Here is a 26,967-nt window from a genome sequence, read left to right on the forward strand (position 1 = left end):
ATTGCGTATTTGCAATTTTATAACAAAAGATTCAATAACTTTTCGTTATTTTGTCGATACCATACCAAAAAGACCTGAAATGCAGAGATTCGATGCGATTCGTCCTTATTACGATGCCGAGGTAAACGACGCGATCCACAAGATTGTCCATCATCCGATGATGAAAGCGCTGATGGATTTTACTTTTCCCGACGTGCCCGACGAGCAGTGGGCCGAGCAGCTCAAGCGTACGCATTCCATCCGCGATTTCCAGTGCAACTTCATTTACAGGTCGGTCCAGAAAGTGCTCGAACGCAGCTCCGACGGGCTCACGACCTCGGGTTTTGAAAAGCTCGAGCCCAATACGTCCTATCTGTTCATTTCGAACCACCGCGACATCATCCTCGATACCTCGTTGCTCAACTGTTCGCTGTTTGAACACGGTTTGGTCATGACGGCTTCGGCCATCGGCGACAACCTGGTCAAGAAGAATTTCCTGCTCATGTTGTCCAAATTGAACCGCAATTTTCTGGTGCAAAGAAGTTTGTCCCCACGCGAATTGCTCGCGAGTTCCAAGTTGATGAGCGAATACATCGGGCAATTGCTGTTGCGCGAAAACCGTTCGGTGTGGATTGCGCAGCGCGAAGGCCGCACCAAGGATGGCAACGACATGACCCAGCAGGGCGTGCTCAAGATGATTGGGATGGGTTCGGATGAGGCCGACCTGATGGATTACTTTCGCAAGCTCAAGATCGTTCCGGTTTCGATTTCGTACGAATACGACCCGACCGATGCGCTAAAGATGCCGCGACTGCTGGCCGAGGCGAACAACGAAAAATACATCAAGGAAAAGAACGAGGATTTCATGACGTTGCTCAGCGGAATCATGGGGCAGAAGAAGCGCATCCACATCCACGTTTGCGACATCCTCGATACCGAAATCGACAGCATCCAAAAAGAATTCGACAACAGCAACAAACAGATCCAGGCCCTGTCGCAGCTCATCGACGATTCGATTTTGTCGAGTTACCAGTTGTGGCCGACCAATTACATCGCCTACGATTTGCTGCACAATACCAACAAATTTGCCGACCGTTATACCGAAAACGAGAAATCGGTTTTCGAACGCCGATTGGAGATGCGCATCGACGAGGACAATCCGGTCGCGTTGCAAGGATTCCTGGCCATGTATGCCAATCCGGTCATCAATAAAATGAAGTACGAAAATGCAGTCTAAGCCCAACATTCTGCTTCTGTATACCGGCGGAACCATTGGTATGATGAAGGATTTCGAGACGGGCGCGCTCAAGGCGTTCAACTTTTCCAAACTCCTCAATAAAATTCCCGAGCTCAAGCAACTCGACTGCAACATCGAGACGATCTCATTCGAAAACCCGATCGATTCGTCGAACATGAACCCAAAGGAATGGGTCAAGATCGCGACGATCATCGAGGACAATTACCAAAAGTTCGACGGATTTGTGGTGCTGCACGGTTCCGATACGATGTCGTATTCGGCTTCGGCCTTGAGTTTCATGCTCGAAAATCTGGGCAAGCCCGTTGTGTTCACCGGCTCGCAATTGCCGATCGGCGACTTGCGTACCGATGCGAAGGAAAATCTCATAACGGCCATCCAGATTGCGTCATTGCAGCACAAGGGGAAGCCCGTGATCAATGAAGTCTGCCTCTACTTCGAATACAAACTCTACCGTGGCAACCGCACGACGAAAATCAATGCCGAACATTTCAATGCATTTGCCTCGCCCAATTATGCGCCACTAGCCGAATCGGGTGTGCATTTGAAAATCAACCACGAATCGTTTTTAGCCAAAGCCAACGGTAAACCGTTTACCGTGCGCAAGGAACTCGACGACAATGTCGTGATCGTCAAGATGTTTCCGGGTATCAACGAGGCGGTATTGTCGGCCATCATCAACCTGCCGAACCTCAAGGGCATGGTACTCGAAACCTACGGATCGGGCAATGCCCCTACCGATGAATGGCTCATTTCGGCCTTGAAAAAAGCGATCAAGAACGGACTGCACGTGATCAATGTGACCCAATGTTCGGGTGGCAGTGTGAGCATGGGGCAATACGAGACCAGTACCGCACTCAAGAAAATTGGCGTCATTTCGGGCAAGGATTCCACCACCGAAGCCGCCATCACCAAACTCATGTACCTGCTCGGGCAACAAGTCGCGCCAGCGGTTTTCAAGACGATTTACGAAACCTCGATCCGCGGGGAATTGTCTTAAAAATTTGGCTTCCAAAATTTCGCCAACTGAACTTTTTTTATGTTATTTGCATCCTCGATTTAGAGAGGTGGCCGAGTGGTCGAAGGCGCACGCCTGGAAAGTGTGTATGCTCCAAAAGGGCATCGAGGGTTCGAATCCCTTCCTCTCTGCTGTAAAATGCGCTCCCGGTTAGGGAGCGCATTTTTTATGGGGACGGCCGTAGAAAGGCCAAAGGCTTTTCTTAAGGGCGAAGCCATAAAAAATGGAGCCGTTGCAAACGGCGCATTTTGCAGGACAGTCCCCTTTAACGGGAACACCGAAGGTAATCCCTAAACCATTCCAAAAAATATTTTCTATTTTACATAATCAAAGTCGGCTTTAGGTCGGCTTATCTACGGCTTATCTAGGAAGTATCTACGGAGTATTGCCACACCAAAATTTACAACCAAAAGCACTTATTTTAACACTATTTAACACGCTTCACAAAGCCAGTAAAGATTATTGTTGTTTTTGTGCAATGGAGTATAAAATTTCAGCAAAGGATTTAGCCCAATCGCACAGAAAAACGGTTTCAGCCTGCAAAGCGCTGGTTGACCAATACAAAGCGCATCCTGACACCAAAATTATTTTAGACTTTGGTGATTGTGACTTTATCTATCCGGATTATGCATTGTTGTTTTTATGCACCATCAAATATTTGGAAAAATTAGGGTTTACTGTTGGGGGCGAAATATTGGCGAACCAGAAGTCTGTTCCCGTAAAATATCTCGCGAGCATGAATTTTTTTGAGAACCTCAAAGTTCAATTGCCTTTCCATGTAGACCAAGCTGACGAAAAGAATTCAGTCCTAATCCAAAAGTATACAAAAGAGACCCAGTTAGACGTACTCAAGAATATCCTTAACGTATTAAAGGAAAAAAGTTCTATGGATGATAATGTATTCACAGGACTTGATTATTGCTTCAATGAAATACTGGACAATGTATTGAACCATTCGGCGGAAAAGGAGGGGTGGGTCGCCGCGCAATATTTCGAATCGATTAACTCAGTGCGGTTGATCATTTCCGATTCAGGAATTGGGATACACCAGTCTTTGAATGAAAAGCATAACTTTTCGGAAGAAGAGGCCATGCTTAAATGTATTGAGGAAGGGGTGACCAATGGAAAAGGGCAGGGGCATGGACTGTATGCGACCTCGACCTTCGTTAAGCTCAATAAAGGTTGGCTTACCATAATTTCGGGCAACAAGTCGCTTAACGTTAGCGAGAAAGAGACCGTGGTCAAAGATATCGACTATTGGCCGGGAACCAGTGTTTACGTAAGGATCAATACCAATGTCACGGTCGATTATACCGAATTTACGAGCCGAAATTATGACTACAAGAAGCAATTGTTCGAGGATATGTTTGAAGCCGGAGCGCGAGAATAACACAACTTTAATATGTGGGGTGTTGCTTTTTAGCTATATTCGCTATACCTTTGCGTAAGTTTTTAAAACAAAAAGTCGATAATCATGGATACAACTGTCTTCTTCGGAAAGATAGGCTCTAGTCTCGGTACGCGAGATTTGGGGGCTGAAGTCCGTGTATCCATTATTGATAAAATCGAGACGAACGATAAGGTTTACCTTGATTTCGAAGGTGTCGATATTGTGACCAATTCTTTTGCAGATGAATGTTTCAGTAAATTGCGTCAGCACGTAAACGACGAAATTTTTAAGAAAAAAGTAGCTTTCCTCAACACAAACGATTTTGTACAGAGGGTAATTATTTCAGCACTTTAATATATAACCGGAATAGTATTCCGGTTTTTTTATGCCAAGAAATTTCCTGTGAACAAGCAATTCCATTTTTAGATTTATTCAATCACGACGTTTAACGCCTTTATGATTCTCTATAGCCATAATTAAATTGTCGGTTGGCGTTTGTGAGTGCCGACCATAAGAAGGCATCGAACAGTTTATTTATGGGAAACATTGTTGTTGTGTAAGGGCTAGCAACAATGTATTTTTTGTGGTAACCCCGAAGGAGACTTCGGGGTTTTTTGCTGCCTGACCTTTAAAGTTAGATAAGTTGACATGCATGCAATTTAAGATGGCCAGGACGTAAAGATTGCTTAGCGGTTATTTTTTCGCAGAGACGCTTTTCGCTGCCTCGATAATCACGGCTGCGACTTTAGCAGGCTGGGAGATATAGACGGCATGGCTTCCCTTAATCTCAGTGACCTTTGTTTTTGACCTCTTGTACATATTGCGTTGGATGTCGGGCTGGATGCTTTTGTCCTCAGTAGCTACGATACCGAAACTTGGCTTGCTTCTCCATGCGGCATCGGTGATGTTTGTGGCGAAGCATTCCCCGAAAAATGCACCCTGTGATGCGTATAGGAATTCCGATTCTGCTTTTGTGAGGTCGCCGCAAAACCCTGAATGGTATTTTGCCTTGTCATAATAGACGATGCCGTTTTGGTCTGGAGGAAGGACGCCGTTTTCGGGTGCCGGGGGCAAGGTCTGGAACCAATACAGGGCAGATTCGCCGTTGTCGGGCTGGAATGCCGCGATGTAGACGAGACCGGCCACTTTAGGATGATTCCCGGCCTGCGTTATGACGGCCCCGCCCCATGAATGTCCCGCCAAGATTGCCGGACCGTCCTGTTTGTCGAGTGCGAGCTTGACCGCCGCGACATCATCGGCCAATGATGTGAGTGGGTTTTGCACGATGGTTACGTTGTACCCTTTTTTGGTTAATTCCTCATACATTCCCTTGTAGCCGGAACCGTCTGCGAACGCGCCGTGGACGAGTACCACATTCTTGACGTTTTGGGAATTTGCGTCGTTTATGCCCCCGGTCATCGTCGAGATTACCAGCGTGATTGCATAAACACCTTTTTTCATGCTCTGTTTGATCGTTGTACTTTTCATCAGATTTAAATGTTAGTTAATGATAGTGCAAAGGACGTCACGGCACCGGCCTGATGCAATGCATTAAAAACAGGAAAACATGGACAATTAGAGGTATTTCTTCCGGAATTCGTTTGGGGACATATTCTCATTCTTGGAGAACATGCGGCTGAAGTAGTTGTAGTCGTCGAAGCCGAGCTCGCTTGCAATCTGCTTGACACTTTTGTCGGTGTAGAACAGCAGGCGCTTGGCCTCGCCGATTATCATGTATTGTATCCAGTAGGACACGGTGAAGCCCGAGGTTGCCTTGACGGCCTCGTTGAGGTAGGCGGTGGATATGTTCAGGGCATCGGCATAGGCGGAAGGCTTCTTGATTTTCTTGTACTTGCGGAACAGCAGTGTCCTGAAATCCTTGGTAATCGAGACATTCCTTGAATCCTTGGCATCGCCCAATGCGCCCTTGTGGGCATATTCCTCGGATATCTGGCCGATGATGGCATCGATGATGCCTTGCTTGATGATCTGCCTGTGCTTTGTGCCTTCGAGCGTCTTGACGATTTCCAACAGCAGTGCGGCGCAAGTCTCCAGATGCCTTGCTTTTGGTTCGTCTACTTCGGTTGGGGTTTGCGTGAAACAACTGTCCTGCAATACCGACTTAAAGGTGTTCTTGACCAGGGGCGAATCGACGGCGACTACAAAGACATCGACGCTGGAGCCTATGTGCTGGTGAATCTGGCCGGGTAGTATGAAATAGACGGATTTTCTCGGGATGAATATCCTCTTGAAGTCTACCAACAATTCAAGGTGCCCCTCGTTTACAAAGACGAACAGGTAATCCTTGTCCCTGTGCGGCGACTTGACAAAATGGCTTTCGTCTACGGTATCGTACCTGACGACCTGCACGCCGAATTTCTTGACTTCGTCGAGGGTTACGATTGGGATGTCTGTTATTTTGCCGGGCTTTTTCATTTTTTAATTTAAGGTGCAGGAAAGTTTCGGAAACTTGTGGTAAAAAATTAGTGATTAACCTTTGTTGCAGCGTCGAGGTACAGGACCTGTCATATCGAAGATAAAACTTTCTTGGGGAAAAGTTATTTATATGCTGAAAAAGTTTGCAGTGCTGGCTTGTATTCATGAGCGCCGACCATAAGAAGGCATCGAACAGTTTATTTATGGGAAACATTGTTGTTTTGTAAGGGCTATAAAACAATGTATTTTTGTGGTGACCCCGAAGTCTCCTTCGGGGTTTTGTTTTTTTCTAATATCTTGCTAGCCGTGGTGATAAGCCGTTTAATCTTGTAAAATCTTATTAATGATGATTTCTAAATCCGTACTTTCATCGATTATTTCACCAGACTCTAACCATTCCTCTTTTGTCATTTCGTCAAAAATAGCGAAGTTGTTCTTGGCTTTAAAATTTAAACCTGAAGGTTCAAGAATATGCACTTTAATTTCCTCCTTGATATCAGAATAATCATTGATTTCAAATGCTTCAGGTAAAATAAAAGTATCACCCAATATTCGTTGAATCGCCGCTCTTGAATAGTAATTTTCTATCTCTCTTTTTCTTAAGATTTCAAATTCGCCACCTAGTTCCTCTACTTTTTCAATTAGCAACGCCTTGTTAGCTAATTTAGATGCATAATCTGTCGCACCTCTATCGGAATCCAAAATGAAAATGAATTTTCGATTGATTTTTCTACAAAGTTCAGCATTTACAAAAAATTCCACTTGATCACCACCACAAGGAATAATCAATATATCATCAGGTAATTCGCCGTGAATTTTTGTAAATGCTCTTTCCCAAAATTTTACATCGCCACTGCCTTCAACAAAAACGGCTTTTCTATAATTGTCATTCAGCAAATTATAGTTTGGCCGAATTCCTAATTCTTTGATTACTACATCTAAAATATCATCTTCGTTTTCATAATTAAAGTAGTTAGATATTTCATTCTCTTTTTTTACAACTACAATATTTGAACTCTTCGTCGCGCCAGCAAAAACTGGAGAATGAGTAGTTATAAAAAACTGACTATTTTCGGCTAATGAAATTATTGATTCTAACAAGTCATTTTGCAATTCTGGATGTAAAAAGGTTTCCGGTTCTTCAATTCCGAAAATTTGATATTTCTTTGTTGTTTTTTGTGCGAGGTATTCAAAATAAGCGACCATTAAAAGGCGCTTGAATCCAGTTCCTTTATTGGAAATTGGGATTTCAAATGTATCATTTGAAAATTTAAGTGATAAATCAAATTTTACTAAGCCTGACCAATTGCAAGATACAGATGGTTTTATTCGCTCTAGCTCCGGAACATTTCTTTGCATTAATCCTGTAATTATCCCAAACTCGGTTTCTAAGTCATCTTGAACATTTGTTTCTATTTGAGAAGTCAGTGCTGAATTATTTTGCAATGAAAGTGTCGCGATTGGTTTAAATTGCCCTTGAAAACTTGTAGAGCCGACATTTAAATCCTGTTCTGCGTCGAATAGTGAATATTCCGGTAATTCAAAAAAGTCATACTGTTTTTTTAAGTTCCCGATAAATTCTTCCGCCGAATGTATTTTTTCAATTCGACCTAAATCTTGAGTACTTTCGTCAATAAGCTCAATTTTTGAAATATTTGTAACCCCACGTCCTGAACGGGAATGTTCAACATTCAAGGAAGTCAAAAAAGCATTAATCCCGGCCTCTTTTATTCCCCAACAATTAGAATATTGATCGCTATTTATGTCATTACACTTATAAAACACATCTTTGACTAATTTTCCTGCACCTGAAAATGAAAACACTTTTTTCAAACTAATTTTTCCTTCAGAATCTAAAGCTAACGGGTTGATAACTTCTGCAGTTTCGAATCGAATTGTTATTTCAGTTTTTTCGCCCTCTGCAATTCCTTTGAAGACACAATTAGAAGTAAATTTATCATTAAAAAAGGCATCGAGCGCCTTTAAAATATTGGATTTGCCAGCATCATTTTTTCCGACAAAGGAATTTATATCACCCACCTTCAAATTATTTAAAATATGGATTCCTCTAAAATTTCTTATCGAGATGTCGTAAATTTTCATTGTGATATTTAGTTAGGTCGTGATGAATGGCTCATAACGTTTCGCTTGTAAGCGAATTCGCGGCCAAGCGGATTGAGTTCTTTCTGCCGAAGATAAAAGTTTCTTCGTGAAGAAACAACTTCCTGTGACCAAAAATGAACGCAATTAGCTTACAGGCTGTTAGCTGCCGTTTATAAATCAAGTCTCCAATTTCTAAAATTTTTGCACTCTTTCGGCAACTTTATTACCATGTTGATAATACTCGAAAGTGCAAGTTCTTTGTGCGAGATTTAATATCATATAAACACCAATTATATAACCGCATACATGCTCAGGATGAGTCTGTCCATCATATGAATAAATATCATCACTAGGGTCTTTCGTCATAGCTCTTAGTCTTTTTCGATCATCAACTTTTTCTGCTTCAGGTCTTGTCGATTTTTTCATTTCAATTGCGATTAAATTATCTTGCCCTATAATTTTACCTCGACTATGAACTATAAGGTCGCATTGAATATTTATTATATTCATTTCATCATCTAAAATTGTCTTTACTTGACCGCCTTGTTTACGATTATATTCAGGATCGGCATAATAGCCTTTAATACCATATTCAGCGATTTTTGGTGTCATGTGAATTGCTAATCGTCCACAAAGATTTCGTTCAGCTACATCATCCAAAATATTTTCGACTTCATCTTCTAAAAAAATATCTGCACACTCATCGAACAATTCAGTTAATAGTTCCTCCATTTATATTTTTGTTTAAGTTTAATTTCCGGTCATTTTTGGGTTTAATGACAACTAACGTTAGGCCGCTTTGCGCAGTTGCTGATCAAAGCGAACTGAGTTCTTTCTGCCGAAGATAAAGTTTTTTCGTAAAGAAAAACGTCCTGCAACCACAAAACCCAGCAATTGCTGCAAAACGGCGGTTGGTGGCAGTGGTGTGCTATGATAATCGTGATAGCCTTTTGTCAATATTATTGTACTGATGATTGTAATTTAATATTTTTTGATTCAATAATGATTGCAAATAGTTAAGACGTTCAGTTTCATAATCATTTAGTGAACTAAATATTCTCAAACTCTTAAAAGAGTTATTGAAATTTTTCACAAAATCTTTTGTCAAATTTATGCTGGATGACTGATTGGTTATAACATCATAGAAACGACTATTAAATTCACTTGAGTTAAGATTTTCCATATTGCTCATAGCAGTAATACGTAAATTTTCGGCTAAAAACTCTTTTCTTCTAATTTCAAAGAATTCAAAAACCTCTTTTTCTTTAATTTCGATCCATCTTATAGCAGATAGACCATCAAAATCATTTTCATATTTTTCCATGATTTTTTCATTTGTTAGATTTTCAAAAAAAATCTCTTTCTCAAAATCTTCCAAAAGAATATTATGATCTTGTTTCTCTTTAATCGAACTTCCTATTTTTAAAAGTAATAGCAATGTAAAAAAATGCAAAGTGAATTTTACAATTGGAGGAATTTCTTTGAAGTCAATTTTGAAGTTAAAATTTATCCAAGCTAAAGATGTTACAATTATTAATATAGAGCTATAAATGAGTAGAGATTTTTTCATCATCTCCGTTGCTTCTGAATTAAAATATGTAAAGTCAATTACTTCAATTGTTTCTCCTTTTTTCTTCTTCTTAATTAAGCCTAACTCTTGTATTAACTTAATAATCCAAGGAAATAAAATATTAGCCAATGAAATAGTTAGAAAAGAACTCAAAAATATTATGTGCGAAATGTTTTGATATTGCTGTAGTCCTAATAAATTCAAAATGAAGAAAACTAAAAAAGCAAAGAAAAGTAAGAAGTCACTGAAATCTACACGAAGTGGCTTCTGAAAAGGAAATATTTTAGTAGTCCTAACTATTCTAGTGGATATTTGATATGCAATAAAAATATATATAAATATTTGGAAAATGTTTGCTGTAAAAATTACTACATTAAGTAAATTTTCGGTAATGAATATTTTATAGAAAAGAGTAATATTCTCAACAAGATAAATCATGCAATATATTATAGCAGCACCTACTGCATATAATGTAAATCCGGATTCACGCTGTCTCTGAATATTTCGGTCATTTAATTTTACAATGTATTCTTTTAAATCTCTTTCGGACATATCCAATGTGTGTTGTTACCATTGCCACCAACGTTAGCTCGCTAACCGAAGTGGCGGAAATAGGAGCAGAGTTCTCTCCGCTAAGATAATATTTTCTTGGTTTGGACAAACGTTCAAGCCACAGAAAACCAGCCATTTTGGTTAGCGAGGGTTGGGCGATGTTTATTTGATAACTAATTCAATTTTTAATAAAGATGTAATAAATGTTATTGGGATAATTTGATCATAATATTTTGGATTGTATGATCTAAGTGAGACTTTATTATTAACCAAGTCTAAGAAGTTTATTGTTTTGCATAGGCAGAAATCTTTGCCTAATGATGTTTTGCCTGCAATAATTAGCGGCTTATTGATTGGGATATCGAACCATTTATTTGAAATAGATTTAAAATCAATTTGTAAATCATAGGCTAAAACATTCGAACCATTTGGTATTGACTTTTCTGATTCCGCGCATGTCATACTATCTCCTACAACAGGAAACGCCCCATAAAAAATACCTTTCTTTTCCCATTCTGTTATTCGCTTCTTAAGATTTTCATCGATAACTATCGGAATAGATTCTGTTGATTTTGGAAATTCCATGTGTATGATGATTTTGATTAAATATCGCCCAACTTATTTATCCCTGAAATAGATTGACATTATTATACAATTATGTCGAGATAAGCGAAAAGGAAGTCAAATATAAATAAAAAAACCTCCACTTGGAGGCGTAATAAATTTATAAACAGATATTTACTTATTCAGTAACTTTTCTAAATACCCTATCTTATCTTTTTCAGTTTGTACTAATCGTTCGTACAATTCAACAACTTTGTCCAAAGGATTAAACGTACAGTTGTAGTTTACAGTTGGCCCGTCATTAATGATTGCGCCTTCGTGATTGTTTTGGATATTATTGAAAACGGCTTCCTCACTAAAATTCCTAATCGCCTCCGCACTAACCCCCAACTCCCCCGCAATCTTCAACAAAACCTCCTCCTCAACATTCTCACTCTGCTCAATCTTAGAGATCGTCTGCTGACTCACCCCAATAGCAATAGCCAAAGCTTCCTGCTTAATGCCTCTTAATTCACGAATACGGCTTATATTCCTTCCAATGTGTTTTGGTTTTTGTGTTTCCATGATTGAAAATTTTATGTGCTTATAACTGTTTTGAACTTATTACGGTTGATTTATTTGATAAAAATAGTGATTTATTTTGTTTGTGATATGTGGATTTGGGACTTTTTGAGTTGGAGATATTAACAGGGGGGATAAGCGATACCCTAATTTAGCGGTTTTATTTCCTTTGGTATTTTTGTTAAATCAAAATTATAATCTACACCTTGATTTTCTTTAATGGCTTTCGAGACGTTAAATATTTTTATATGAAGTGAATCGAGTGAACCCTTAGTATTTCTTTTTAAATACCCTTCCATATCAGTAACAATGTTGTAAATATCTACCTGAATACCATTGTATATATTGTATTTGCTTAGATTGCTAGCCGCATTCTCCTTGGTAGATAAAACGCTCGGAAAAATGCCACATAAAGTTGAGCATGCAAATGCAATTAAAAAGGAAGCTTTCAAATAAAAGTTTTTTGAATTTTCCCAACCGCTCTTAAGCAACAAAAATCCCAAGATTCCACCAACTACGGATGCGATGCACAAGAACACTGTAAATGCATATCCATATGAGGAAAATCTATGTGCTAAGAGCAAGTTTGTTTTCTTTACCTTTTGTATGTAATCAAATTGGTATTTGAGGATTTTAATTTCAGGAACATTTGAATCTGTTGTTTTAATGGCATTAATCAATATCATATCACGGCTATGATATGAATTCGCAATTTCATCCGCTGTCTCTTTGTATTTTACCACAGCAAACCAATACATTATACTAATTAATACATTTAGTGCGAGTACAAATGTTATTTTAACAGATGTCCATTCAAATGAAATGTTCTTCATAATATTGCATTAATATGGTTCATGACGTTTGGCCGTTGAGCGGTGGCCAATCAAAGCGAGTTCAGTTCTGACGATGATAATGTTTCTTCGTGAAATCGAAACGTCTGGCTTCTGAAATCTAGGCAATCTCTATTTAGCGGCTGGCTTTATCTCTATGATTGTTAATGGTTCTTCACGAAGAAAACCATTTTCTTATCATACAAACCTTTATAAACTAAATAGGCTCGATTTCCTTGGTCGTCTGCGAAATGAAGCTGCTCTCCTGGTGCCAAACCCCGTTTCCAGCCATTAATAATTATTGTAACCTTATTATTTTCATCGGGTGCAGCACTAGATACGGCAAGCTGATTTTTAGTATCTATTACAACAGCGTTTTTATTACCTAATTCAATATAAAAGTCCCTATTTTTTCCAGGGAATCCTTGTCTGTCATTTAATCCTAAAGCTTCTGAAATAAGATTTTCAGAATTATTGGTAAGTCGCTGTACGTTTGCCTCTAAATTTTTTACACTGTTTAATACCGCCTTATTATTGCATTCCCTTGAAATTTGGGAGGTAAGGGTAGAAAAGCCAGCACTGATGGTTTTCGATTGACTTTTTATTTGATCATCGGCAGATTGCAACAATAAATTTGATCTTTCTACATCGGCTTGGAGTTTATCATTTTTGGTAGCATCGTCCTTTGCTATAAAGTAAGTAATTACGGTTCCTAATAAAATAATAGCGGTAAATATTACTCGCGGTTTCCATGTTTCCATTTTCCAAAAAGCCTGAACCAGAGTAGCTATAGCAGTGATAGCAATTGAAATTACGAGAAGAGTCATAATAATTGTTTTAGGGTTATTTTATAGCTTATTACTGTGGTCTCTATACAACAATCAGCATAGAAAACAGACTACTTTTTCAAAAATTAGTGATTTTATTGCTGATTTGGGAAGATTTGGGGTTGTTTTATAATCAGCTAAATATTTGAAACTAAGGTAATAATAAATTTCAAATAAACAACTTTCAACAACTTAAAAACAAACCTGGCCTCTCTATATGCCATTTCTGTTTTTTCTCGCCTTTCTCTTCAAAAGGATTGCTTTTAGTTTCAGCGTATCATAAAAAACGGCCACCAATAAAGTTGCCCCGGCGATTGACAGCACATAAAGGTTCATGCTTGAATAAAAAATGCCTCCAATTATTCCTCCAAAGAAAAAGAAGCTAATGATGGTCAGTCTTAATCTAATGGATGCATTTAGTTTTTGTTTCTGCTCTTTCTGAGAATAAAAAAATAGTTGCGACAATTCGATCCCCAAATCTGTAAACAAACCGGTTAAATGGGTTGTCCTTACAGTAGAATTAGAAATTGTTGTGACTAATGAGTTTTGTAATCCCATTGCGAAAAGCAAACTGAAAGCAAGTAAATCAGGATTTTCAGATATTAGAAAATTACCTGTAAATGAGGCAAAAAACAAAATTAAGCTTTCGAGAAAAATAGGAACCGTAAAGCTTGACGTTTTGTTTTTTCTTGAAACCCATTCTATAAGAAAATTGGAGGTAAAGGAACCCAAGAAAAAGAAAAAGATGTAGAGGAAATAAATAATTCCTTTCCATATTTCTAACCTGAATACTTCATCTATGAGATACGCGAAATGTCCTGTCACATTGGTCGTTAAACGCTGGACGGCCAAAAAACCGGCGACGTTTACAATTCCAGCGACAAAGGATAAGAGCGATGCAATCCTTAAATTGTGCTTTAGCGTTCTTGTTTTGCCTTTGTGTCGGAACATTTTTTCTTCTAAAGTACGGAGATTCTTCCAAATGGCATATAATGTTTCGGTTTGCCGGCAGTCAACTCCTGTCTTTATTTCATTTCAATATCAACTATTTTTCTACCCTTCTCCCCCAAATAATGTTTGATTAAGGCTTCATAAACATTTCCACCAGTATCAGAATTCGTAAAGATTAAAAGCCCTTGTTTTGTTTTCGGTAAGATGAATACAATCGTTTGGACGCCACGGTCGGAACCGCCGTGCGACAATGCTATTTCTCCGTTGCCCAGATCATAGATTTCGAAACCCAGTCCGAAGTGCTTTCCTTTTATCGTCTCCACTTGGTTTGCGGTCATCTCATCGAATACGTTTTTTGTCAACCCGCCGCCATTGATGACATTTACCAGAAACTTTCCGTAATCTTCGATGGTGGTCAGTAAGTCGTCCGCGGCATTTGGCGTCTTGTTTTTTACTGTTTCATAAGATTTTCCATTTTGATCGTAACCAGTCGCCAATCTTGAAGTGTCGACATTTTTGTCCCAGACGTATTTGGTGTCGGTCATTTTTAATGGTAGGAAAATAAGTTCGTCGGCCAACTGTTGCAGTGATTTATTAAACTTCTTTTCCAAGGCTTTCCGCAAATATTCCATTCCCTCGCCCGAATATTGGTATTTTGTTCCGGGTTCAAATTGGAAGTCGAGCTTTTTGTTTTCGTTCATCCAGCGCCAATTTGGGAAGCCTGTCTGGTGGCTTAAAATTAACCTTGTGGTCAGTTTTTTGTTTCGGGAGTCGTTGGCAATATCTGGGTCAGTCCAATATTTGTAAAGCGGTTCGTCTAGATTCCATTTGCCCAGACTAATGAGTTTTAGTGCAACCATTGCCGTCACGGGTTTGGTCAAGGAAGCCACATTGAAAATCGTGTTATAAGGCGCAGCAGTTCCGGGGGTAATTTCGCCGAAAACTTTTACTTGTTGCAGCTTGCCGTTTTCAATGACCCCGATGCCCAATGTGGGAACCTTATTTTCCTTCAGCCAATTTTCGATTGCAGTGTCATTGTCAAAAATCGGATTTTCAATTTTCTTGTTTTCATATGCCTGATGGTCGAAACTGAATGAAGCTGCCAGTCTCCATTGGCCATTTTCGATTTGCCAAACGTTGGTGAACTTGGCGATTCCTGTCTGGGTTTCGCGCTTTTCGGAAAACAGATGTTCCCCATTTTGGACTGCTGCATAGAGGACGCCATTTTTGTACAGCGGAAAGATTTCTGTGCTTTCTTTGACCAGAAACCGCTTGGCTTGACGGTTTGCCTGGTTGTTGCAAATTCCGTTCTTTAAATCGGTCAGGAATTTGGCTTTATCGGAAATGCCGTCTTTGTCGTGATAGAATTTGAGGTTGTCGCTCAATAATATTTCAAACTGCTTGATGTCGCAAGTATTGAAACCGACGTCGAATAATAAACTGTCTTTTGCAAGAATGGTTTTATAGAGGTCGGAATTTTTATCAACTTGTGCGGATGCTGAGCAAGTTGCAAGCATGATAAAAAGTATTAGTTGTTTCTTCATTTGATTTTTGTCAATCGGGTTTGCGGTATTGTTTGATAAAATGGCGCGAGCTTGTTTGTACCTGCAATTTAGCGCGATTATAGCATATGATATATTTTTTGGCTTATAATTTCTGCTGGGTGTAAAAAACAATGACCATTGCGTGAGTTACAACTTGCCATGGTTATCTACAAGAGATTGTATTTTAAACTTTGGAAATTATAAGCCTAAGTTAAATTTAAAGCCATGTATCATGACGACAACCACCCAACCCACCGAAAGGGACCTCCAACTCCTTCAAGATGTTACCCGTTTCCCAAACATCTTCTCACAGCTCGCAGCGGAAGGAGAGAACAACGAACACAAAATTGCAAAAATAAACGTAGGCAGCTATTGTGGCCTTGTATACCTGGTCATGGATATATTGAAAGCGTCCTTGCTGGTGCTTGAAAGCGACGAACTGCCACGGACTGATTTGCGCGACCCAAATTCTAATGCGGCAAGTTTGATTGATCTCGCGATACAACTGATGCCGTTGGAAGAAATTGAGTTGCTGGATATTTTGCATGAACACCGTTTAGGAAAAGGATCGACCACCGATTGAAATAAAAAGCCCCGCATATCGCGGGGCTTTTTATTTGTAGGAAGCGGCAAGGATTTATAATTAATACATCTTTTATCGCCAATTGACAATTGAGGTGGCTTCATGGCCGGGGTACATTTGTAGGTAATGTATAGTCCCGGGATGTTCCGCGGACTCAAATGGGCAACGATGAGACACATAGTAGTTATAGGCGGCGGATTTGCGGGGCTGAACTTCGTAAAGAACCTAAGGAAGGAAAAGAAGGTGAGGATAACCCTTGTAGACAGGGAAAACTATAATTTTTTTCCGCCCTTGCTGTACCAGCTTGCCACCGGTTATCTTGAAACCTCGAACATATGCTATCCTTACCGCAAGCAGTTGCAGGGATGGAAAAATGTTACCTACCACATGGGCGAGGTCTTGAGGATAGAGCCGAAGAATAAAACAGTCGTGCTTAGCACAGGGAAGTTGGAATATGACTGCTTGGTACTGGCCACGGGTGTCGAGACCAATTATTTCGGAATGGAAAACATAAAGGCCAATGCATTGCCGATGAAGACTGTAAATGATGCCCTGGCACTCAAGAACCATTTGTTCAGGCAGATGGAAAGTGTGTCGATACGATTGGGCGAGGGAGACTGCCCGAAGCAACTGAACGTAGTGGTGGCCGGCGCAGGACCTACCGGGGTGGAGATTTCAGGAATGCTTTCGGACATGAAACGTTTCGTATTGCCGAAGGATTATCCTGAACTGGCAAGGCAGAAAGTATCGCTTGAGGTCTACCTTGTAGATGGTGGGGACTCGGTCTTGAAACCGATGAGCGAAAAAACACATAAGTCATCCTACTTGGCACTTGAGCGGCTTGGGGTAAAAATTGTGCTGGGCACGACGGTAAAGGATTACCAAAACGGTAAGGTTGTTTTTGGGGACGGATCTGAAATAGAGACGAATACCCTTATTTGGGCGGCGGGTGTTAGCGGTGCCATGATTGAAGGCATACCGGCCGAATGTTATGGAAGGGGCAAGAGACTGATTGCCGATGCTTTCCATAAAGTAGAAGGATTCCCCAATTTATTTGCCATAGGCGACACCAGCATACAGGCCCACGACCCCTCATATCCCAATGGGCATCCCCAGGTGGCCCAGGTGGCTTTGCAGCAAGGGATGAACCTTGCCAAAAATCTCAGTGTTATTTTTAACGGGAGGGGGTTGCTGAATGTGTTCGCTTATAAGGATAAAGGCAGTATGGCGATCATTGGCAGGAACAAGGCCGTAGTTGATTTGCCAAAGGGCATGCATTTCAGTGGTTTTTTTGCATGGGCAATGTGGCTTTTCGTGCATTTGGTCTCGCTGCAAAGGACAAGGAATAAAATCACGACGCTTTACAATTGGGTGGTGGCTTATGTGACCAAGGACCAATCGCTGCGGATGATCATAGGGAACCCTAAACGATAATCATGGTATATAAATGAAAATTATGAAACATATTTATCTTATTTTCCTTCTCTTTTGCATTTGCAGTTTCGGACAGCAGAAGACGCAAGCAGCCGATATAAAATTGGGATTTGACAAGGACGAGTATGCCGATATGCTTTGGCTTTCCTTCATAGGAATACAGGACAGTATGGCGCAGAAGAACAATTTCGCATTGCGTAAGGGTTCTTACAGGCGAATTTTCAGGTCGAAGGAAGTGGGGCTCAAGAATCTTTGCGAGGTTTATTTGGTGGATGACAAAACAGCGGTTCTTAATCTCAGGGCGACGATTGACCACCAGGACAGTTGGCTGGAGAATTTTTACGGTGCGATGCTGCCGGCAAAGGGCAAACTGAAAATAGATCATTCCTATTGGTTCGATTATAAGTTGGCCGAGCTTGAGAATGCTTCTGTACACGCGGGCTGGCTGCTTGGAACGGCTTTCCTTGTAAGGGAATATGAGCCCGTGATTAAATCGCTGTTGTCTCAAGGAATTGAGCGCCTAGTTGTCTCTGGACATAGCCAGGGAGGGGCGTTGTCGTTCCTAAATGCTTCCTTGCTTTACTATCGTTATAAGAGCAAGTATCCCGATTTGAGGATGAAGGTGTATGCGAGTGCAGCACCAAAACCCGGGAACTTGTACTATGCCTATGATTTTGACCATATTTTTTCTGGTGAGGCGTTCCGTGTGGTGAATACTTCTGATTGGGTTCCTGAAATGCTGATGGGGATGCAGACCTGGCATGATTTGAATCAGGTTAACCCAATGACTGCCCCGTCTAAGCCTGACGGCTCTTTCCTTACTGAGCTCCCTAACAACAAGGTTTTTTTGCAGACCGTTTCGGACAACGCGACGGCGGCAAATTCTGGCCTTCGATTTTACGGCAATGAAGTGTATGGGCAAGTGTGTAGGGTGTTGCCCGATTTTGTGGAACCGACCTATGCGAAAAGCTTCAATTATGTGCCGGCGGGCGTTCCGGTTGTTTTGGTGCCCGATGGGGAATACCATAATAAGTTTGATTCAACCGGCGGCCTTTTCAGGCACCATCTATATGAGCCTTACATGTATTTGCTTAATAGATACAATTCGAAATGAAGACAAAACCAAAACCAGAAATCATTTCTGCGCCCGTAATTTCGTTGGCGGAGAACCATAGCGAAGGGGTGGTGTTTTGCCAACGGCTTCGCAAGGGATTGTTGAATGGAGTGGAAATCAGACGGCTCAAGGCTTATTCTGATTGGTTTGTGGAGAACCATTTGAGGCAGTTGTTTGCGCTTGAGGAGATGCATTTGTATCCTATTCTGGACGGTAATGATAAAAGCATGAAACGTGCACTGGCGGGACACCGCAGGCTGCTGCGCTTGGCAACGAACAGCTCCAATCCGCTGAAATCCTTAAGTCTCCTTGAGGAAGAGCTGATGCTCCATTTTCGGTTTGAGACATTGGTTTTATGGCCGAAGATGAATTCGGTATCTGTTGCGCTTTCAATCAATGCGACCAATGCGATACTGTATGGGATTGATGCCTGGACTGATTATGATGATAAATTTTGGAATTAACTTAATAAAGGAGAAGATGAAAGCGATTGTATATTGTATTGCCATCCTGGCGTGTTTTTGCGCCGCTGCCCAAGAGGCAGAGAAAAAACCGCAACATGTTTTGTATGTTACCGGAATTTCATCGCGTGGTGTTGACGGCAGTGCCGTTCTGCAAGCCATAAGTAGCTCCTTGGGGACAGGAGAACCTAGCAGTGTCGTGATTACCGGAAGCGGGGGAAACGAGGGAGGGAACTTGTTTTCGGGTTTGGCCGGCTTGAAATTTGAGCCGTCGAAGATATATGTGCTGCCGGGTCCGCTGGACTGGGAGGAGGGTTCGGTGATTTATAAAAAGCAGGAGGCGGCAAATCATATCAAGAGTGTGAAATGGTTGCCTGGAAACGGTTGCGGCATAGAAAAGACTAAGCTGAATGAGCTGGCGGACCTGATTTGTGTGGATTCTCGATGGGCGATGATGGACTGGGATGGGCTGTTGGACTTTAATGCCGATTGCGATATTCGAAGTAAGGATGCGTTTTACACCAAACTGGAGCAGGAGATTGTGAAAAGCCAAGGGAAAACCGTTTTTGTGGCCATGTACCATGCTCCGGTTAACCGGGGTAAATTTGGCAATCCCTATTCGTTGGGGTTTGACCCCAACCAGGTCAATAACAACTACTATGAGAATTTTAGTGACAGGGTCATGACCTTGTCCAGACGTTTCAGCAACGTTATTTTTGTCTCGGGAGGGGAGCCGGATTTGCAGTATATTGTCAAGAACGATATTCCTGTTGTGATAAGTGGCATAGGCGAGCCGGCTTGTAAACCGAAAGGAGGAAGCCTTGTTTTTGGGTCGGGCGAGGAAGGTTATGCGAAAATATCGCTGTATGCTGATGGCTCTTCGTTCCTGGAAATGTTCGGATCGTCGAACCATTTTAGCAAGGCTGTGTTTTCGAAAGAAATATTCCCTGCCGATAAAGCCCTTTCTGAGGTTGATTACCATGAAAAGGAAAACCCGCAGTATGTATATAAGTCCATTTATACGGAAGAAGAACTCCATCACTCGGCAGCCTATAGGTTACTTTGGGGGAACCATTTCAGGAAGGATTACCTTACTCCGGTAAAAATCAAGACGGTGCTGCTGGATACATTGTACGGTGGTTTGACACCGGTACGGAAGGGTGGCGGGCATCAAACCAACTCGCTTAGGCTGACCGACAGGAACGGCAAGGAATATACTTTGCGAAATTCGAGGAAAGATGCCTTGCGATTCATGCAATATTTTCTTTTCAAGACTTTTTATCTCACGCCGGACATGAACAACACTTATTTCATCCGTGTCTTGCGGGACAGTTGGACTACCGCCAATCCTTATGCACCGTTGACCGTTCCGGAATTGTCGGATGCCATTGGGCTGTACCATCCCAATCCGAAATTGTTCTATCTGCCACGCCAGAAGGCACTTGGGATATACAATGAAGAATATGCCGAGGGGGTTTATTTTATTGAGGAACAGGCGGGCAGCGGATTTGGAGATGCGCCTAATTTTGGTTTCCATGACAAAATTATTGGCACGGAGGACTTGCTGGAGAAATTGAGAAGGCGTGATAAAAACGAAATAAACGAATCGCTTTTTATCAGAACGAGGCTATTTGACAACGCTATCGGTGATTTTGACCGCCACCGCGATCAATGGCGTTGGACTGAAGACAAACGGGATGATGGGACTTCGGTTTATAGTCCGGTTCCTCGTGACCGTGACCAGGCTTTCTGTGATACGGACGGTTTTGTTGCGAGATTGTTGACTACCTTCAACCCGATGCTTCGCTTTTTGCAACGGTATAAAAGTCACTACCAGAGTACCCGCTGGTTCAATGATGCTGGGGACGATGTGGACCGGCTTGTCCTTGTTAAAGACACGGAGGAAGACTGGATACGTGAGGCACGGTACATTAAGGCGCACTTGACCCCCGAAGTTGTTGACCGGGCTTTCCTGAATTTTCCTGAGGAAATTGACAAGAAACGGCAGAAGCAGATCCGCGATGCATTCCTTGCGCGGATTGACAAGATTGAGACACATGCAGGTGACATGTACCGCAACCTAAAGTCGTTCCAGATGATTACCGGGACCGACAAGGATGATCATTTTGTAATTACGCGATTGGCGGATGCCAGGACAAACATAAAGGGATATAGGGTTGATAAAGAAAAAGGGGAGACGGTCTTCATGGATGTTGATTATGATGAACGAGTCACGAAGGAAATCTGGCTGTATGGCCTTGACGGGAATGATGTATTTGAAGTGCAGGGGCAAGAGCGGGCAAAGATTTGCATCAAGATTGTTGGGGGAAAGAAACAAGATATATACCGACTGTCCAATAAAAGAAAGGTAAGGATATATGACCAGAAGTCTGACAATGATGTATTCGAGACCGGGGCACATAAGACATTAAACCATGATTATGAATTGAACCAGTATAATTATATGGCCGGACGCAAGGTGATTCCTTCGTATCTGCCATTGCTGGCTTATAACCCGGACGATGGTTTTGGGATTGGGGTTTCCGGTAGCTTGACCGTGAACGACATAAGACGCAATCCGTTTACATCGCAGCACAAGGCGCAAGCGTCCTTTTTTACGGCCACGAATGGGATAAAAGTAAATTACAAGGGAGAGTTTGCCCATGTTTTCCAAAATGTGAACCTGGCTGTTTCGGCAGGATATACTTCGCCTTTGTACACTAACAATTTTTTCGGGTTCGGGAACGAGACTGTTTTTGACCGGGACCGGGATATGGATTATTACAGGGTTCGCCTCCAAACCATCCATATTGCGCCTTCGTTGATTTACAGGAGTTATGGAGGTAGTTCATTGCGCTTCGGACTACGTTTTGAGGATATTGAGGTCGAGGATACCGATGGACGCCTTATAAATTCTTTTTCTTTTCCTGACAGGATTTTCAAGGATCAGCGCTTTTATTCGGCCGAGGCGTCGTACCAATATGACAACTTTGACAATGCGTCGTTTCCAAGGAATGGGCTTGGCGGCGGATTGACCGTGGGGTACACGACAAGTTTTGAAGACAACAAGAATTTTGTATATCTGAATCCCGAGTTGAGACTGACGACAAGGCTTGATCGCCGTGGAATTGTTGTCTTTGCAACGAAAATCAAGGGGAAACATATTTTCAATGACAATTATGAGTTTTATCAGGCTGCTGTTATAGGAGATGGTGATGGCCTTCGTGGATTGAGGCAGCAACGCTTTAGCGGTAAAACCGCATTGTACCATAATACGGACATAAGGGTTTCGCTTGGACGGTTACGGACTGGAATTATACCGGTGAAGTGGGGCTTCTTTGGAGGTTTAGATTATGGACGGGTATGGCTGGAAGACGATTATTCAAGAAAGTGGCATATTACACCGGGTGGTGGGCTCTTTTTTAACCTTGCGGGCTTTACCACTGCAAACGCTTCTTTTTTTAGCTCTGAGGATGGGGGCAGAGTGAGTGCAGGGTTAAAGATTGAATTTTAATCCGAAATAACGTAGCTATATTCGTATTTCTACGATATTTAGTAGATTTTGAAATGGCGAAAGGTTTTAAGTATTTGATTTTCAATATTTTGAAAAGAGGCATTGTGTTTGGATTCTCAATTGAAACACAACACTATCATGCAAAAATTTACTTTTTCTGTCAAATCGGTTACGACCCATTATCCTTCTTGTTTGCCAAAGGTAGGCTCCCATTACTCGTTGCTTTGGTTACAAAACGGTGAAATCCAAACGGTACGCAATGGATCAATAAACCTGATCAACCAAAACACTCTGACCTGTTTGCGTTCTGAAGAACTTCAAGATGCCTTGAAGACGGTTTCTGGAGGGTATATCTTTAACTTTCCTGTGGAATTTTTGGCCAGACTCCAGACGGAAATGATTATGACCGGAGATGGCCTAGGGGTTTTCAATTTTCTTGTTCCTGAGAAATTATGTACAACGGTAACCCCCGAGATTCAACTTTTGTTAGGTTCACTTTTGAGGGAATATGAATCTGAAAAAGATATATGCCGCAACGAAATGATGACTGGGTTGATGAGGCTTTTACTTTTACAAATGGCGCGGGATTGTGAGATAGATGATGTATCTCTCCCTTACTCACTCGAGGACATACGATTGGTAAACCGATTCATCGATCTTGTCAAAAAAAATTTCATGACACTTAAAAGGGTTTCCGAGTATGCGGATCTCCTTCATATCTCTCCTAATTATTTAAATATCAAGATTAAAAGAATATCTGGCTTTACTGCTAGTTATCATATCCATAATGCTATCCTTGAAGAGGCTATAGGCAAGGCAAGGAATGAAGGGATGGGGTTGAAGCAAATTGCCTATCATTTGGGGTATGAGGATGTGGCGTATTTCAGTAAGTTCTTTAAAAAAGCCACGGGTAAAAATTTTGCTAAATTTAAATGCTTGGAATTGAATTAAGAGTATTCAGAATAGTGCTTTTTTTGGATACCGAGTTTTTTCAAGCGTGAGTGTAAGGTTGTTCCAGGCATATCCAATAATTCTGCTGCACCTCCCGGCCCCTGAATTTTTCCTTTGCAATATTGCAGCACTTGGAGCAGGTAGTCCCTTTCCATTTGCTGCATTGTTTTCATAACGAAATGTTCATTGCCAGGGAGGAGCATGTCGCCGTTTATCCTCTTTCCAGGAAGAATTACTGACTTTATTAGGTTGGTATCTGCTAACAGTACGCTGCGTTCAATCAGGTGCTCCAATTCGCGTACATTGCCCGGCCATGAGTAGTTTGTCATTAAGTTGAGTACGGATTGTGTCACACCTGTTACTGGATGTTTGCCATTCCTGGAGAATCTCTTAATGAAAAACGTTACCAAAGACGGGATGTCTTCCTTTCTTTCTCGTAGGGGCGGGAGCGCAATAGGGAACACATTGAGGCGATAAAAAAGGTCGCTGCGGAATTTGCCGTCCAAGACTTCTTTTTGCAAATCGCGGTTTGTGGCTGCAATAATCCTTACATCAACTGGAATTGTGTTTTGTCCGCCTACACGTTCGATTTCTTTTTCCTGAAGGGCACGTAACAGTTTTACTTGCAATTCAAGGGGTAATTCTCCAATCTCGTCAAGAAATAGTGTACTCTTATTGGCCAGCTCGAACTTGCCAATTCGCCGTTCGGTTGCTCCTGTAAAACTTCCACGTTCATGACCGAAAAGTTCACTTTCGATAAGTTGCGGCGGTAAAGCGGCACAATTGACTTTAATCATCAATTTTCCTTTTCGCGGCGAGGAATCATGTATGGCACGTGCGACCAGTTCTTTTCCTGTTCCTGTTTCGCCGGTAATCAATACTGTACTGTTTGTGGCTGCCACCTGTGAAACCAGCCGATAAACTTTTTGCATTTCCGGACCGCTTCCAATAATCTCGGAGTAATTGTAGACGGTATCTATTTCCTGTTGCAGGTAAAGGTTTTCCTGCTCCAGTTGTTGTTTGTATGAATTGATTTCCTCCAGTTGTCTCACAATACGTTCATTGGCCAGGATATTGGTTATGGCAATCGCAATCTGGTCTGCTATTCCCCGTACCATTGAAAGGTGGTTTTCGGAGAAGTTATGGCTGTCTATGGAAAGCAAACATATAAACCCAATCGTACGTCCTCCTGATTGTAGACGGGCAAAGATTAACTGTTTGTAATTGGCTGATTTCAAGCGTACAAAAAAATTGTTCTTGCCTTGGTATTGCTCCAAGTTCAATATGGGGTTTCCTGCGCCGCTTATGATAATCTCGATTGCATTTGCATCGGACTTATTTAAATTGAAAAAAGCCTCCCCAAGCGAGTGCTGTTTTGAAAAATCGACCAAAAATGGGACAGTCAGACTACGTTCGGAGTCGTAAAGTGTGATCAGCAAATCCTCGAAGCCAAATATTTCCCGAAGTTTTGCAGGCAGTGCCTTTTTCAGGTCCTTAACTCCCCGAATTGCCGACATTTCGTTGCTGATGGACAATAGGCTTTCTTTTTCTCTTTCCCGTTGGCGGACATCCTGATGTGCCACTATGTTCGATACCGCTATGGAAATCTGGTCTGCAATGCTTTTGACTATTTTTTTGTACTCGGGTGTGAAGACGTTTTTACGATCGGAATAAAAGGTCAGTACCCCGAAAATTTCCTCATGTTCACCGAAAAGGGCGATGGATGCGGCCTGTTTCAGGCCAACGGCCAAATGGATTTTCGCATAGGATGGAGCGTTTGGACGGGTATTGATTTCCTCTACATCAGAAATCGTTACTTCTGCGGATTGGATCAAGGTGTCAAATACCCCGTCATGGATTGGAAAAGGTGTGGTGACCATTTCATCAAATCCGGGATGACGGCGCGAACGGGAATTAGGATCGGTGAAGAAAACGGTAAAAGTTTCGGTTTTCCAATCAATGACTTGCACACTTGTGTGTGTAAAATAGAGTATATCCCGAAGCTTGGTATTGATAACGGCAAGCAGTTTGTCTTTGTCGCGAATCCTTGCCATTTCATAGCTGAGCGAAAGCAGCATTTCTTTTTCTCGCTCGCGCTCGGAGATTTCCTCGTTTGCGATGGCATTGTATGCGGCAATTGAAATTTGGCTTCCGATGGCTTTGATAATTGGTAGATGCTCGATAAAACCTCCGGGATATTCTGAAAAGAAATGCAGTACTGCCCAGACTTGTTCCTCGTTGAAAAGCGGAACTGAAATGGCTTCCCTTACGCCGGATTCAAAGTGAATTTTAGCGTAGCCAGGCGGAGTTGGCATATTGATCACCTGGTCGTAAAGTGTTATGGTGGGTTCTTCTGATTTAATCAATCGGTCATAAACACCATCTTTTATCTTGTAGTGGGTTTGTATGTGTGACTGGTAGTCAGGATGCTGTTTCGAGGGTGAGTCCGGGTCAAAAAGGTACATTCGAAAGGATTCCCTGTCTTTGTTTATTATGGTTACCGTACTAAAGGCAAAGTAAAAAATCTTTTTTAGCTCTGAATTTATCGTTGACAAAAGCTCAGATTTGTCCCTAATCTTTGCCATTTTCTGGCTCAAATCGAGTAGGGTTTGTTGTTCGGATTCTTTTTTACGGATGATTTGGTAGGCGACAATATTGGCCACTGCTACCGAAACTTGACTGGCGATTCCCATAATCGTATCCAAGAAATTGTCAAACTGTCCGACTGAATCGGAAAAGAAACTTAAAACCCCGAATATTTCCCCATCTACCTGTAATCGTACCGATACGATTTCGACAAGACCCGATTCCTGTGCAGGTATTAAGTATACGGGTAGGCAATTGCTTTTTTTGGCCTCGGAAAGATTCAACACAACGGGCATATCTTGTTGGAGTACTTTTTTTAGAAGACAATCGTCAACAGGAAAGCGGTTGACCAATAATTTTTGATAACTGGAATGCGTTTGTGATGCCGAATCGGGATCGGTCAAAAAGGCAGAAAACGTTTCTTTGCCGGGATTCAATTGTACAATATTCGAATGCTTGTACGGAAATACCTTCCGGACCTGTGTATTCAAAAGTGTAAGCAATTCTTCTTTTCGATTGACCGAAGCCATATGTCTGCTTAGCGTAAGCAAAAGTTCTCTCTCAGCCTTGTTACGGAAGGTTGAGGTTTCGGAAGGTTGAGAGATTTTGTTACGCTTTTCCATAGGGATTGGATTGGTAGTTAAAAGTAATAAAATTGTTTAGGTTTAATAATAATATCCTCCGAAAAGAAAGGTTTGGGAGACCGCTTTTTAGCAATATCTCATCCTGATTCTTTTTGGAGGA

The 26,967-nt window shown here is 41.5% G+C and carries 22 protein-coding genes and 1 tRNA gene; 11 read left to right on the forward strand and 12 right to left on the reverse strand.

Features of this window, described 5'->3' with window-relative positions:
- Nucleotides 1-79: 79 nt before the first annotated feature.
- The 5 genes from QM717_RS09075 (at nt 80) to QM717_RS09095 (ending at nt 3,996) form a co-directional block, all read left to right on the forward strand.
- Nucleotides 80-1,216 (forward strand): 1-acyl-sn-glycerol-3-phosphate acyltransferase, encoded by a 1,137-nt coding sequence (locus tag QM717_RS09075; protein ID WP_415037019.1) that lies wholly within the window; start codon nt 80-82, stop codon nt 1,214-1,216.
- Nucleotides 1,206-2,234 (forward strand): asparaginase, encoded by a 1,029-nt coding sequence (locus tag QM717_RS09080; RefSeq protein ID WP_415037021.1) that lies wholly within the window; start codon nt 1,206-1,208, stop codon nt 2,232-2,234. Before QM717_RS09075 ends, QM717_RS09080 begins: the two co-directional genes overlap by 11 nt.
- Before the next feature lie 61 nt (nt 2,235-2,295).
- Nucleotides 2,296-2,383, forward strand: a tRNA-Ser gene (locus QM717_RS09085).
- A gap of 347 nt (nt 2,384-2,730) precedes the next feature.
- Nucleotides 2,731-3,642: an ATP-binding protein gene (locus tag QM717_RS09090; protein ID WP_415037023.1), complete on the forward strand. Its 912-nt coding sequence runs from the start codon at nt 2,731-2,733 to the stop codon at nt 3,640-3,642.
- An 84-nt stretch (nt 3,643-3,726) separates the two neighbouring features.
- Complete coding sequence (locus tag QM717_RS09095; protein ID WP_415037025.1) at nt 3,727-3,996, forward strand: STAS-like domain-containing protein; 270 nt, start codon at nt 3,727-3,729, stop codon at nt 3,994-3,996.
- 339 nt (nt 3,997-4,335) lie between these two features.
- Here the strand turns inward: QM717_RS09095 and QM717_RS09100 are convergent, their stop codons facing one another.
- The 11 genes from QM717_RS09100 to QM717_RS09150 form a co-directional block, all read right to left on the reverse strand.
- Nucleotides 4,336-5,130, reverse strand: coding sequence for an alpha/beta hydrolase (locus QM717_RS09100; protein ID WP_415037027.1), 795 nt, complete (start codon nt 5,128-5,130; stop codon nt 4,336-4,338).
- 87 nt (nt 5,131-5,217) lie between these two features.
- Nucleotides 5,218-6,078 carry a helix-turn-helix domain-containing protein gene (locus QM717_RS09105; RefSeq protein ID WP_415037029.1) on the reverse strand — a complete coding sequence of 287 codons (861 nt, stop codon included), beginning with the start codon at nt 6,076-6,078 and terminating at the stop codon, nt 5,218-5,220.
- Nucleotides 6,079-6,399: 321 nt separating this feature from the next.
- Nucleotides 6,400-8,181, reverse strand: coding sequence for an ATP-dependent nuclease (locus QM717_RS09110; RefSeq protein WP_415037031.1), 1,782 nt, complete (start codon nt 8,179-8,181; stop codon nt 6,400-6,402).
- Between the two features lie 192 nt (nt 8,182-8,373).
- A complete protein-coding gene (locus QM717_RS09115; RefSeq protein ID WP_415037033.1) occupies nt 8,374-8,913 on the reverse strand; it encodes a hypothetical protein in 540 nt (179 codons plus the stop codon).
- A 196-nt stretch (nt 8,914-9,109) separates the two neighbouring features.
- A complete protein-coding gene (locus tag QM717_RS09120) occupies nt 9,110-10,303 on the reverse strand; it encodes a hypothetical protein (protein WP_415037035.1) in 1,194 nt (397 codons plus the stop codon).
- Nucleotides 10,304-10,465: 162 nt separating this feature from the next.
- Nucleotides 10,466-10,888, reverse strand: a complete 423-nt coding sequence (locus tag QM717_RS09125) for a hypothetical protein (protein WP_415037037.1) — start codon at nt 10,886-10,888, stop codon at nt 10,466-10,468.
- Between the two features lie 153 nt (nt 10,889-11,041).
- Complete coding sequence (locus QM717_RS09130; protein WP_415037039.1) at nt 11,042-11,431, reverse strand: helix-turn-helix domain-containing protein; 390 nt, start codon at nt 11,429-11,431, stop codon at nt 11,042-11,044.
- A gap of 143 nt (nt 11,432-11,574) precedes the next feature.
- Nucleotides 11,575-12,261, reverse strand: coding sequence for a hypothetical protein (locus QM717_RS09135; protein WP_415037041.1), 687 nt, complete (start codon nt 12,259-12,261; stop codon nt 11,575-11,577).
- 161 nt (nt 12,262-12,422) lie between these two features.
- Nucleotides 12,423-13,085: a hypothetical protein gene (locus QM717_RS09140; protein WP_415037043.1), complete on the reverse strand. Its 663-nt coding sequence runs from the start codon at nt 13,083-13,085 to the stop codon at nt 12,423-12,425.
- Nucleotides 13,086-13,298: 213 nt separating this feature from the next.
- Nucleotides 13,299-14,036 carry a YoaK family protein gene (locus tag QM717_RS09145; protein WP_415037045.1) on the reverse strand — a complete coding sequence of 246 codons (738 nt, stop codon included), beginning with the start codon at nt 14,034-14,036 and terminating at the stop codon, nt 13,299-13,301.
- A 74-nt stretch (nt 14,037-14,110) separates the two neighbouring features.
- Nucleotides 14,111-15,553, reverse strand: coding sequence for a serine hydrolase (locus QM717_RS09150; RefSeq protein ID WP_415037047.1), 1,443 nt, complete (start codon nt 15,551-15,553; stop codon nt 14,111-14,113).
- A 259-nt stretch (nt 15,554-15,812) separates the two neighbouring features.
- On the opposite strand from QM717_RS09150, the gene QM717_RS09155 reads away from it, so the two are divergent.
- From QM717_RS09155 to QM717_RS09180, 6 genes are all read left to right on the forward strand, one after another.
- Nucleotides 15,813-16,163, forward strand: coding sequence for a hypothetical protein (locus tag QM717_RS09155; RefSeq protein ID WP_415037049.1), 351 nt, complete (start codon nt 15,813-15,815; stop codon nt 16,161-16,163).
- 168 nt (nt 16,164-16,331) lie between these two features.
- On the forward strand, nt 16,332-17,597 hold the full coding sequence (locus tag QM717_RS09160; RefSeq protein WP_415037051.1) for an NAD(P)/FAD-dependent oxidoreductase: 1,266 nt from the start codon (nt 16,332-16,334) through the stop codon (nt 17,595-17,597).
- A gap of 22 nt (nt 17,598-17,619) precedes the next feature.
- On the forward strand, nt 17,620-18,711 hold the full coding sequence (locus QM717_RS09165; RefSeq protein ID WP_415037053.1) for a lipase family protein: 1,092 nt from the start codon (nt 17,620-17,622) through the stop codon (nt 18,709-18,711).
- Complete coding sequence (locus QM717_RS09170; protein ID WP_415037055.1) at nt 18,708-19,175, forward strand: hemerythrin domain-containing protein; 468 nt, start codon at nt 18,708-18,710, stop codon at nt 19,173-19,175. The genes QM717_RS09165 and QM717_RS09170 overlap by 4 nt, the downstream gene beginning before the upstream one ends.
- Nucleotides 19,176-19,191: 16 nt before the next feature.
- The gene (locus QM717_RS09175) at nt 19,192-22,686 is read left to right on the forward strand and encodes a phosphoesterase (RefSeq protein ID WP_415037057.1); all 3,495 of its coding nucleotides are present in this window, start codon (nt 19,192-19,194) and stop codon (nt 22,684-22,686) included.
- Between the two features lie 138 nt (nt 22,687-22,824).
- Complete coding sequence (locus QM717_RS09180; RefSeq protein ID WP_415037059.1) at nt 22,825-23,637, forward strand: helix-turn-helix domain-containing protein; 813 nt, start codon at nt 22,825-22,827, stop codon at nt 23,635-23,637.
- Here QM717_RS09180 and QM717_RS09185 read toward each other — a convergent pair.
- Nucleotides 23,634-26,846, reverse strand: a complete 3,213-nt coding sequence (locus QM717_RS09185) for a sigma 54-interacting transcriptional regulator (protein WP_415037061.1) — start codon at nt 26,844-26,846, stop codon at nt 23,634-23,636. The genes QM717_RS09180 and QM717_RS09185 overlap by 4 nt on opposite strands.
- Between the last annotated feature and the right edge of the window lie 121 nt (nt 26,847-26,967).

Origin of the sequence: Flavobacterium sp., from assembly GCF_047602195.1 — a bacterium.
In the GTDB taxonomy this organism is placed as follows: domain Bacteria; phylum Bacteroidota; class Bacteroidia; order Flavobacteriales; family Flavobacteriaceae; genus Flavobacterium.

What these genes read in the sequence shown, in the direction of transcription:
- QM717_RS09075 (WP_415037019.1), top strand. Translation starts at nt 80, where the DNA reads ATGCAGAGATTCGATGCGATTCGTCCTTATTACGATGCCGAGGTAAAC.
- QM717_RS09080 (WP_415037021.1), top strand. Translation starts at nt 1,206, where the DNA reads ATGCAGTCTAAGCCCAACATTCTGCTTCTGTATACCGGCGGAACCATT.
- QM717_RS09090 (WP_415037023.1), top strand. Translation starts at nt 2,731, where the DNA reads ATGGAGTATAAAATTTCAGCAAAGGATTTAGCCCAATCGCACAGAAAA.
- QM717_RS09095 (WP_415037025.1), top strand. Translation starts at nt 3,727, where the DNA reads ATGGATACAACTGTCTTCTTCGGAAAGATAGGCTCTAGTCTCGGTACG.
- QM717_RS09100 (WP_415037027.1), bottom strand. Translation starts at nt 5,130, where the DNA reads ATGAAAAGTACAACGATCAAACAGAGCATGAAAAAAGGTGTTTATGCA.
- QM717_RS09105 (WP_415037029.1), bottom strand. Translation starts at nt 6,078, where the DNA reads ATGAAAAAGCCCGGCAAAATAACAGACATCCCAATCGTAACCCTCGAC.
- QM717_RS09110 (WP_415037031.1), bottom strand. Translation starts at nt 8,181, where the DNA reads ATGAAAATTTACGACATCTCGATAAGAAATTTTAGAGGAATCCATATT.
- QM717_RS09115 (WP_415037033.1), bottom strand. Translation starts at nt 8,913, where the DNA reads ATGGAGGAACTATTAACTGAATTGTTCGATGAGTGTGCAGATATTTTT.
- QM717_RS09120 (WP_415037035.1), bottom strand. Translation starts at nt 10,303, where the DNA reads ATGTCCGAAAGAGATTTAAAAGAATACATTGTAAAATTAAATGACCGA.
- QM717_RS09125 (WP_415037037.1), bottom strand. Translation starts at nt 10,888, where the DNA reads ATGGAATTTCCAAAATCAACAGAATCTATTCCGATAGTTATCGATGAA.
- QM717_RS09130 (WP_415037039.1), bottom strand. Translation starts at nt 11,431, where the DNA reads ATGGAAACACAAAAACCAAAACACATTGGAAGGAATATAAGCCGTATT.
- QM717_RS09135 (WP_415037041.1), bottom strand. Translation starts at nt 12,261, where the DNA reads ATGAAGAACATTTCATTTGAATGGACATCTGTTAAAATAACATTTGTA.
- QM717_RS09140 (WP_415037043.1), bottom strand. Translation starts at nt 13,085, where the DNA reads ATGACTCTTCTCGTAATTTCAATTGCTATCACTGCTATAGCTACTCTG.
- QM717_RS09145 (WP_415037045.1), bottom strand. Translation starts at nt 14,036, where the DNA reads ATGTTCCGACACAAAGGCAAAACAAGAACGCTAAAGCACAATTTAAGG.
- QM717_RS09150 (WP_415037047.1), bottom strand. Translation starts at nt 15,553, where the DNA reads ATGCTTGCAACTTGCTCAGCATCCGCACAAGTTGATAAAAATTCCGAC.
- QM717_RS09155 (WP_415037049.1), top strand. Translation starts at nt 15,813, where the DNA reads ATGACGACAACCACCCAACCCACCGAAAGGGACCTCCAACTCCTTCAA.
- QM717_RS09160 (WP_415037051.1), top strand. Translation starts at nt 16,332, where the DNA reads ATGAGACACATAGTAGTTATAGGCGGCGGATTTGCGGGGCTGAACTTC.
- QM717_RS09165 (WP_415037053.1), top strand. Translation starts at nt 17,620, where the DNA reads ATGAAACATATTTATCTTATTTTCCTTCTCTTTTGCATTTGCAGTTTC.
- QM717_RS09170 (WP_415037055.1), top strand. Translation starts at nt 18,708, where the DNA reads ATGAAGACAAAACCAAAACCAGAAATCATTTCTGCGCCCGTAATTTCG.
- QM717_RS09175 (WP_415037057.1), top strand. Translation starts at nt 19,192, where the DNA reads ATGAAAGCGATTGTATATTGTATTGCCATCCTGGCGTGTTTTTGCGCC.
- QM717_RS09180 (WP_415037059.1), top strand. Translation starts at nt 22,825, where the DNA reads ATGCAAAAATTTACTTTTTCTGTCAAATCGGTTACGACCCATTATCCT.
- QM717_RS09185 (WP_415037061.1), bottom strand. Translation starts at nt 26,846, where the DNA reads ATGGAAAAGCGTAACAAAATCTCTCAACCTTCCGAAACCTCAACCTTC.